This window comes from Burkholderia sp. LK4, assembly GCF_001043615.1.
Taxonomy (GTDB): Bacteria; Pseudomonadota; Gammaproteobacteria; order Burkholderiales; family Burkholderiaceae; genus Burkholderia; species Burkholderia cepacia.
The window spans coordinates 57,358-64,055 of record NZ_LDUL01000090.1 but is presented as its reverse complement, the minus strand read 5'-3'; the positions used below and the strand labels follow the sequence as shown (position 1 = coordinate 64,055).

Annotated in this window: 9 protein-coding genes and 3 tRNA genes; 5 read left to right on the top strand and 7 right to left on the bottom strand. The window is 62.9% G+C overall.

The window, feature by feature from the left end; translation table 11 throughout:
- Positions 1 to 69: 69 nt before the first annotated feature.
- From VK92_RS34530 to VK92_RS34520, 3 genes are all read right to left on the bottom strand, one after another.
- Positions 70 to 146: transfer RNA gene (locus tag VK92_RS34530), tRNA-Arg, on the bottom strand.
- Between the two features lie 60 nt (positions 147 to 206).
- Positions 207 to 283, bottom strand: a tRNA-Arg gene (locus VK92_RS34525).
- 67 nt (positions 284 to 350) lie between these two features.
- Positions 351 to 427, bottom strand: a tRNA-Arg gene (locus tag VK92_RS34520).
- A gap of 129 nt (positions 428 to 556) precedes the next feature.
- Between VK92_RS34520 and greB the strand changes: the two genes are divergently transcribed.
- Positions 557 to 1,120: a transcription elongation factor GreB gene (greB, locus tag VK92_RS34515; protein ID WP_048024304.1), complete on the top strand. Its 564-nt coding sequence runs from the start codon at positions 557 to 559 to the stop codon at positions 1,118 to 1,120.
- Between the two features lie 83 nt (positions 1,121 to 1,203).
- Here greB and VK92_RS34510 read toward each other — a convergent pair whose 3' ends face one another.
- The gene (locus VK92_RS34510; RefSeq protein WP_021163930.1) at positions 1,204 to 2,349 is read right to left on the bottom strand and encodes a porin; all 1,146 of its coding nucleotides are present in this window, start codon (positions 2,347 to 2,349) and stop codon (positions 1,204 to 1,206) included.
- 499 nt (positions 2,350 to 2,848) lie between these two features.
- Positions 2,849 to 3,115, bottom strand: a complete 267-nt coding sequence (locus tag VK92_RS34505) for a hypothetical protein (protein ID WP_048024307.1) — start codon at positions 3,113 to 3,115, stop codon at positions 2,849 to 2,851.
- A 277-nt stretch (positions 3,116 to 3,392) separates the two neighbouring features.
- Here VK92_RS34505 and VK92_RS42680 point away from each other — a divergent pair, with 277 nt between their 5' ends.
- The 3 genes from VK92_RS42680 to VK92_RS34495 all read left to right on the top strand — a co-directional run bounded on the left by VK92_RS42680 (position 3,393) and on the right by VK92_RS34495 (position 5,005).
- Positions 3,393 to 3,539 carry a hypothetical protein gene (locus VK92_RS42680; protein WP_155635046.1) on the top strand — a complete coding sequence of 49 codons (147 nt, stop codon included), beginning with the start codon at positions 3,393 to 3,395 and terminating at the stop codon, positions 3,537 to 3,539.
- Complete coding sequence (locus VK92_RS34500) at positions 3,521 to 3,724, top strand: cold-shock protein (RefSeq protein WP_011351289.1); 204 nt, start codon at positions 3,521 to 3,523, stop codon at positions 3,722 to 3,724. The genes VK92_RS42680 and VK92_RS34500 overlap by 19 nt, the downstream gene beginning before the upstream one ends.
- Positions 3,725 to 3,865: 141 nt before the next feature.
- On the top strand, positions 3,866 to 5,005 hold the full coding sequence (locus tag VK92_RS34495) for an exonuclease domain-containing protein (protein ID WP_048024309.1): 1,140 nt from the start codon (positions 3,866 to 3,868) through the stop codon (positions 5,003 to 5,005).
- Positions 5,006 to 5,023: 18 nt separating this feature from the next.
- On the opposite strand, the gene VK92_RS34490 is transcribed toward VK92_RS34495, so the two are convergent.
- Together VK92_RS34490 and VK92_RS42675 are read right to left on the bottom strand one after the other, a co-directional pair.
- Positions 5,024 to 5,617 carry a chorismate mutase gene (locus VK92_RS34490; protein WP_021163933.1) on the bottom strand — a complete coding sequence of 198 codons (594 nt, stop codon included), beginning with the start codon at positions 5,615 to 5,617 and terminating at the stop codon, positions 5,024 to 5,026.
- Positions 5,618 to 5,840: 223 nt separating this feature from the next.
- Positions 5,841 to 5,987, bottom strand: a complete 147-nt coding sequence (locus VK92_RS42675; protein WP_006756195.1) for a hypothetical protein — start codon at positions 5,985 to 5,987, stop codon at positions 5,841 to 5,843.
- Positions 5,988 to 6,185: 198 nt separating this feature from the next.
- Here VK92_RS42675 and VK92_RS34480 point away from each other — a divergent pair, with 198 nt between their 5' ends.
- Positions 6,186 to 6,575, top strand: coding sequence for a DUF2946 domain-containing protein (locus tag VK92_RS34480; RefSeq protein WP_048024310.1), 390 nt, complete (start codon positions 6,186 to 6,188; stop codon positions 6,573 to 6,575).
- The last annotated feature ends 123 nt before the right edge of the window (positions 6,576 to 6,698 follow it).

Sequence of the window (6,698 nt, the reverse complement as noted above, 5' to 3'; positions counted from 1 at the left end):
GTCAACCTATTTCAGGACGGGTCAGGCGGAAAAGAAAAAGGGCTTTCCCGGAGGAAAGCCCTTTTAAGGTGGCGCGGCTGGCAGGATTCGAACCCACGACCCCTTGGTTCGTAGCCAAGTACTCTATCCAACTGAGCTACAGCCGCACGCAAAACGGTACTGCTTGACTGTCGGAACCTTCTGCGATGGGAAGGCCCCCAAAAAAGTGGCGCGGCTGGCAGGATTCGAACCCACGACCCCTTGGTTCGTAGCCAAGTACTCTATCCAACTGAGCTACAGCCGCACGCAAAACAAAACTTCTACTGCTTCGAACTGAAAGGGCCTTCGGTTCGGAAGGCCCTCGAAAAAAGTGGCGCGGCTGGCAGGATTCGAACCCACGACCCCTTGGTTCGTAGCCAAGTACTCTATCCAACTGAGCTACAGCCGCACGCAGAAGCGAAATTATAGCAGGGTTGTATAAAAAGGGAAGCCTTATTCGCGAATTGTTCTGCGCAGCCTTGCCGGGGCCCCCATCGTGTACCCTTGGAGCATCAGTCATCCACGTTGAACCTGCATCATGAACAAGGCGTTTGTCAAAGAGTCGGACGGCGACGACGACGATCTCGACCAGGCCCAGCCGGCGATTCCGGCGGGCGCGAAGAACTACATCACGCCGGACGGCCACAAGCGGCTGAGGGACGAACTGCTGAACCTGATCGACGTCGAGCGTCCCGAGGTCGTGCGGCTCGTGTCCTGGGCCGCATCGAACGGCGACCGGTCGGAAAACGGCGACTACATCTACGGCAAGCGGCGGCTTCGCGAGATCGATCGCCGCATCCGCTTCCTGACGAAGCGGCTCGATCTTGCCGAAGTCGTCGATGCGAGCCGGCAGGAGAATGTCGACCAGGTGTTTTTCGGTGCAACGGTCGATTACGAGACGCCGGACGGCGAGGATCATACGATCACGATCGTGGGGATCGACGAGGTCGATCTGGATCGCGGCTGCGTCAGCTGGATTTCCCCGGTCGCGCGTGCGCTGATCAAGGCGAAGATCGGCGATACCGTCATGCTGATGACGCCGGCCGGCCCGCAGCCGATCGACGTGCTCGACGTTCGCTACCCGCCGCGGGACAACGCCTGAGCGATACCCGGCGCAGTCCGGCAAAGAAAAAGCGCCCCGACGGGGCGCTTCGTCATCCGGCGTGCAGCGGATGTGCCGGTCGCTCAGAAGCGATGGCGCATGCCGGCCGTGACCGCGATCTGCTTGTTGGTCGATGACGCGGCGCCCAGCCCGTTGATGTTGGCGCCGAGGTCGAGGCCGTCGTTGTTGACCTTCTGGAACTCGCCCTGCAGGTAGACGTCGGTGCGCTTGGACAGCGCATAGTCGGCTTGCAGGTTGAACTGGTGCCAGGTCGGCTTGTCGCCGGCCAGGCGGCCCTGCGTGTACGTGTAGGAGCCGGCAAGCGACAGCGCCGGCGTCAGCGCGTAGCGGCCGTTGAGTTCGTAGTTGCTGAAGCGCGCGGTTCCGCCGAGGCCCGTGATGCCACCGGACACGCCGGACTGCCCCGCGCTGATTGCACGGATGCCGGTGAGGCGCGTCTGCGTGAACACGAAGCCGACCGTGGCCGGGCCGAACCCGTAGTTCAGGCCGGCGCCCCAGGTGCGCTGCACGCGCGAGGCGAAGGTCCAGTCGCCGGTCACCGCGCCCGGATCAGTCGCTGCCTGCGCGAGCGCGTTCACGTCGCTGTTCAACTGCAAGTAGGCCGCGGCGAAGTTGAAGCCCAGGTAGCTGTACGACACGCCGCCGCTATAGGCGCGGTTGTTCGCGAAAGACGTCGAGTTCGAGAACCCGTACAACGCACCGAACTTGAGGCCGCCGTAGTTCGCGCTCTGATATTTGACCGAGTTGTTGATCCGGAACGAGTTGTTCAGGTTGTCGTTGTCGAACGGGTGGGCGAACTGCGTGCCGCCGTACTGGGTGCCGGTCAGCGACAGCGGCCCGAGATAGTCGACGACGCTGTCGTACTGCCGGCCCAGCGTCAGCGAACCGTAGCTGTCGTGTGCGAGGCCGACAAACGCTTGCCGGCCGAATTCGCGGCCGTTCTGCTTCAGCGCGCCGTTATTGATGCCGAAACCATTTTCCAGCGTGAAGATCGCTTTCATGCCGCCGCCGAGATCTTCGGTGCCGCGCAGGCCCCAGCGGCTGCCGTTGACCGAACCGCTCGTTTCCTGCCAGGCGCTGTGGCCGTGCTGATTGTTCGTGTAGGTGATGCCGGCGTCGATCAGGCCATAGAGCGTCACGCTGCTCTGGGCATGGGCTGCCGTAACGAATACACCCGACAACGCGGTGACGATCAGGGTTTTTTTCATGGATCTGTCTCCAAACAGGATGATGTCGATCGAACCTGCTGCGGACTGGCATGTTCTGCTTGACGCTGCGGCCGATCCGGCAGAGCGGCGGTGCGGTTTTCAAAAAGCCATCTGCAGTGTAAGGAGTGCGCGCAGCGGGGGAGGGATGCGCTTTAAGCAATAATATATTTTGGAATCCGCAAAGATCGTTGGGCTAGTGCAAACGGTTGTCCAGCAAGGGTTTGCGGCGATGCAGCGAAAGAAAATGGCCCTCAGGACTGCGTAACGGATGTTGCGCGATCGCGACAGGTAATCAGCGGCAGGCGACGGCGGTCATAGCGCGATTATTGACACATCGGCAATAGAGGTTTGTGTGGAGCATGGATAATGAAAGGTTGTTCTCTCGCTATACTGCGATCTCTGCTTTCCGAAGCAGACTTTTTCGTTGACGGAAAAGATCTCCAAACCTTTGTCGGCGCGACTTCCCAGTCGCGCTTTTTTTTTGCCCCGCCGCTGCGCACTACTGCGTGTACGAGCGCCGCTTGCGCTTGGCCGCAGGCGCGGCCTCCTCGGCTTCGTTCGGGGGCGGCGTGTATGTCCAGTCTTCCATCACGTAGTGACGGGCATCGAGAGGCGATGCAAGCAGGTTCTGCCAGTGATCGCCGTGCCAGGTCGTATCGAACTCGGTGTCGCACGGCGCTTCGCGCGCGGACTCTGCCAGAGCGCGGGACTTGCGGCGTACGCGCCCGAGTCGGCTCGCGAAGCGCTTGATTCCGTCCAGCCACATGACCTTCTCCTTCCTTCCGGCATTGGATGAGCATCGCAATGTCCCCGCATTTCCGCAACCCGGAAAAAACCCGAGGATTTTACCGAGGCGATTTGTCCCCGGTAGAAATTTCAGGGTCGAGATTATTGGAACTCCCACCCCGGTAATGTTGACAGGTTTTTGACTCGAATCAATTAATAAAGGGCGGTGGTGTACCGATTCCAATGGCATTAGCACTTTTTTGATAAAACGATCATCAAAAATTTTCTTGACGCACCCGGATTGTCCAATTTATAAAGTGAGCACTCCGTCCTCGGGCGGCGTGCTGGTGCTGGTGCTGGTGCAGTTGCTGGCGCGATGTTTCGGGATTTCGGGAAACGGCTATAAAAATAGCTTTTTTGATCTAATCGAGTGGGGAACGAAGACATGGATACCGGTATCGTGAAATGGTTTAACGATGCTAAAGGTTTCGGCTTTATTACGTCGGACAATGGTGGTGAAGATTTGTTTGCGCACTTTTCCGAAATCAAGATGGACGGCTTCAAGACGCTGAAGGAAAACCAGCGTGTTTCGTTCGACGTGAAAGTCGGGCCGAAAGGCAAGCAGGCAGCGAATATCCAGGCGGTCTGACGCGCCACGCATTGCCGATCACGTCCGGCCCCCGCATGGCGGGGGCTTTTCATTTTTCGGGGACGGAACAATACGGTTCGGGCTCGCCGCGAACAGGGATGCCGGTGCATACTCACGGAAGCATCGTTTCCCAGTCTTTTCATGTCCGATTTCCCCCGTCCGTCCGATCCGGCCAGCGAACAGCCGCTCGTTTTCGTCGACCTTGAAACCACGGGCGGCTCGCCCGCCGAACACCGCATCACCGAAATCGGCGTGGTCGAAATCGGCCCGCTCGGCGTGTCGACGTGGACGACGCTCGTCAATCCAGGGCAGTCGATTCCGCCGTTCATCCAGCAACTGACGGGTATTTCGGACGAGATGGTGCGCGACGCGCCGTCGTTCGCATCGCTGGCGCCGGCCTTGTTCGAGCGGCTCGACGGCAAGCTTTTCGTCGCGCACAACGCAAGCTTCGACCGCGGTTTCCTGCGGGCCGAATTCGAGCGCGCCGGGTTCGCGTTCAATCCCGACGTGCTGTGTACGGTGCGGCTGTCGCGTGCGCTGTTCCCGCGTGAAACGCGGCACGGGCTCGACGCGTTGATCGAGCGCCACGGCCTCGTGCCGGCTGCGCGCCACCGGGCGCTGGCGGATGCCGATCTCCTGTGGCAGTTCTGGCGCCAGTTGCACGACATCGTGCCGCTCGAGCGGCTGCGCGATCAGATCGCGCGCACGACGCGCCACTTCCGTCTGGGCGGCGACCTGACCGAAGCGTGGCTCGATACCGCGCCGGCCGGTTGCGGCGCGTACGCACTGTTCGGGGAGGGCGACGCGCCACTGTACGTCGGCCGCAGCGTACGCGTGCGGCAGCGGTTGCGCGCGTTGTTGACGGGAGAGCGTCGGTCGTCGAAGGAAATGCGGCTTGCGCAGCAGGTGCGGCGCGTTGAATGGCGCGAGACGGGTAACGAACTGGGGGCGATGCTCGCGGAAGCGCAATGGATCGCCGGGCTGCGTCCGTCGTACAACCGGCGCCCTGCGGCCGACACGGCCCGTGTCGGCAACGCACCCTGGCCGTTCGAAGGCGCCGTGGCGTTCGAGGCGAGCGGCGAGCGCCGCCTGTTTCATGTGATCGATGGGTGGCGCTATCTCGGCGTCGCGGAATCGCTCGACGCGGCCGCGCAGCTCGCGGCCGACGGGGCGGCCGGCGCGTTCGAACCCTTCACCCACCGCCTGTTGCAGACGCATCTCGCGCGCGGCCTGCAACTGATTCCGCTCGCCGCACTCACGCCCGCGGGCCAGGCGGGTTGACCCGGCGCGACCGTCGTATCAGCCGATCGCGCTTGCGCCGCCGGCCGAGCAGACGTGCGACAGCGCGGTGTCGAGCGCCTGCGTCTGCGTGGAGTCGTAGCGCGTGAGCGTCTTCCAGTTCGCGATGCTGCGCGCGAGCCGCGCCTGACAATCAGGCGCATCGCGCAGCGGTGCGACCTGCGTGAGCCCCGTGAGCATTTTCTGCGTCAGCCGGTCGAGCGCCGGGCGCGTGCTGGTCGCGAGATCGGGAGGCGTGCCTTCCGGCGGCCGCGTCGCGCGCCAGGTTGCGAACAGGGCGTTCTGCACATCCTTGCTCGCGGCGATCTGATCCTCGAAGAACGTCCGCGCGAACGCGGGATCGACGCCGGCCTGTGCCGCGCGCTTCCCGACCGATTCGAGCAGCGCCGCTTCGCGCGGCCGGTCCTCGATTGCCTTGTGATTTGCCCATTTCCATCGAGCCACCGGCTCAGCGAGCGCGAGGCGCTGCGACGCGAGCGCGACGATGTTGGTGAGGGCGGTGTCGTCGCCGTCCGCAACGGCGATGCGCGGGGACGAAAAGAGGGCGACGCCGAGCGCGGCGACAGCGACGCTGGCACGAATGGCTTGCTTCATCGGAACGATCGGGAGAGCCGGGCGGGCCGGACGTGGAAAACCAGAAGGATAGACGAAGACAGCCGCGCGGCGTAGCGACGCGACAGAGGAATCAGCAGGCGAGCTGATCCGGCACCGTCAGGCTGTTGCGGCCCGGGTGCGAGGCGAGTTGCGCGCGATGCGCAATGATGAACCGCACGATAGCGATGATCGACACGTGGCGGTTACAGAACCGAACAGGCGTTCACTTCGGCGAGTACAGCTTGTGCTGCTCGTCGAAGAATGCCCGTACGTGGTCGGGCAATTCGGCGAGGAATTCCACGCCGACGGGTTCCGGATCCGGGCTCATCACTTGCTCGGGCGGTGGCATGCGAGTTGGTCTTTCGTCCATGGTCATTTCTCCAGCAGGTTCGATGATTATCATCCTCACGCTTGGATTTATGCCAGTGGCGAATCGTTAGATTTTGTCTCTGTTGTATTAACGGCACATGCGCTCGGACGCGCGCTGCGATGCCGACTATCGAGTCGTGCGGAATCGGCAACAATCGGGCCGCTTGTTATACTTGCGCGCACTTTTTCCTGGACCGCGATGAAACGAACGACGCGATGGATCGGCCTCGTATGGCTGGCGCTGGTACTGAACGTACTGTCGCCCGTCGTCGGCTATGCGCGTCTCGCCTCGAGCGGCTCCGGCGAGCTCACCCTCGAGTTGTGCAGTGCAGCGGGCGCCCGCCAGATCGTGCTCGCGCAGGCCGGCGGCGACCACGATGCGCCGTCGTTCGACCATGCAGGCGTGCCGCACTGCGTGTACTGCCCCGGCTTCGCGGCGAACGTGGCGCTCGGTACGAGCCTGCCCGCGCTGCCGGGTTTCGTGCGGACGTTTGCCTACCGCGCGGCAGCACCCGTCATTCCCGATTGCCCCCGCAAGGGTATCCGTCTCGCGCAGCCTCGCGCGCCGCCTGAAAACGCTCCGATCTGATTGATGTCGTCCGCGCGCCCCGGTGGCGCGCGTGCCGCTCGCGGCCGGGCCGCGTGCCGCGCCGTCCGTGCGCGGTGCGCGTGCTCGTGTCCGGCGGCGTCCGATCACGTTTTCAGGAATCCC

What these genes read in the sequence shown, in the direction of transcription:
- VK92_RS34500 (WP_011351289.1), top strand. Translation starts at nt 3,521, where the DNA reads ATGGATACCGGTATCGTGAAATGGTTTAACGATGCTAAAGGTTTCGGC.
- VK92_RS34505 (WP_048024307.1), bottom strand. Translation starts at nt 3,115, where the DNA reads ATGTGGCTGGACGGAATCAAGCGCTTCGCGAGCCGACTCGGGCGCGTA.
- VK92_RS34480 (WP_048024310.1), top strand. Translation starts at nt 6,186, where the DNA reads ATGAAACGAACGACGCGATGGATCGGCCTCGTATGGCTGGCGCTGGTA.
- VK92_RS34490 (WP_021163933.1), bottom strand. Translation starts at nt 5,617, where the DNA reads ATGAAGCAAGCCATTCGTGCCAGCGTCGCTGTCGCCGCGCTCGGCGTC.
- VK92_RS34495 (WP_048024309.1), top strand. Translation starts at nt 3,866, where the DNA reads ATGTCCGATTTCCCCCGTCCGTCCGATCCGGCCAGCGAACAGCCGCTC.
- VK92_RS42675 (WP_006756195.1), bottom strand. Translation starts at nt 5,987, where the DNA reads ATGGACGAAAGACCAACTCGCATGCCACCGCCCGAGCAAGTGATGAGC.
- VK92_RS34510 (WP_021163930.1), bottom strand. Translation starts at nt 2,349, where the DNA reads ATGAAAAAAACCCTGATCGTCACCGCGTTGTCGGGTGTATTCGTTACG.
- greB (WP_048024304.1), top strand. Translation starts at nt 557, where the DNA reads ATGAACAAGGCGTTTGTCAAAGAGTCGGACGGCGACGACGACGATCTC.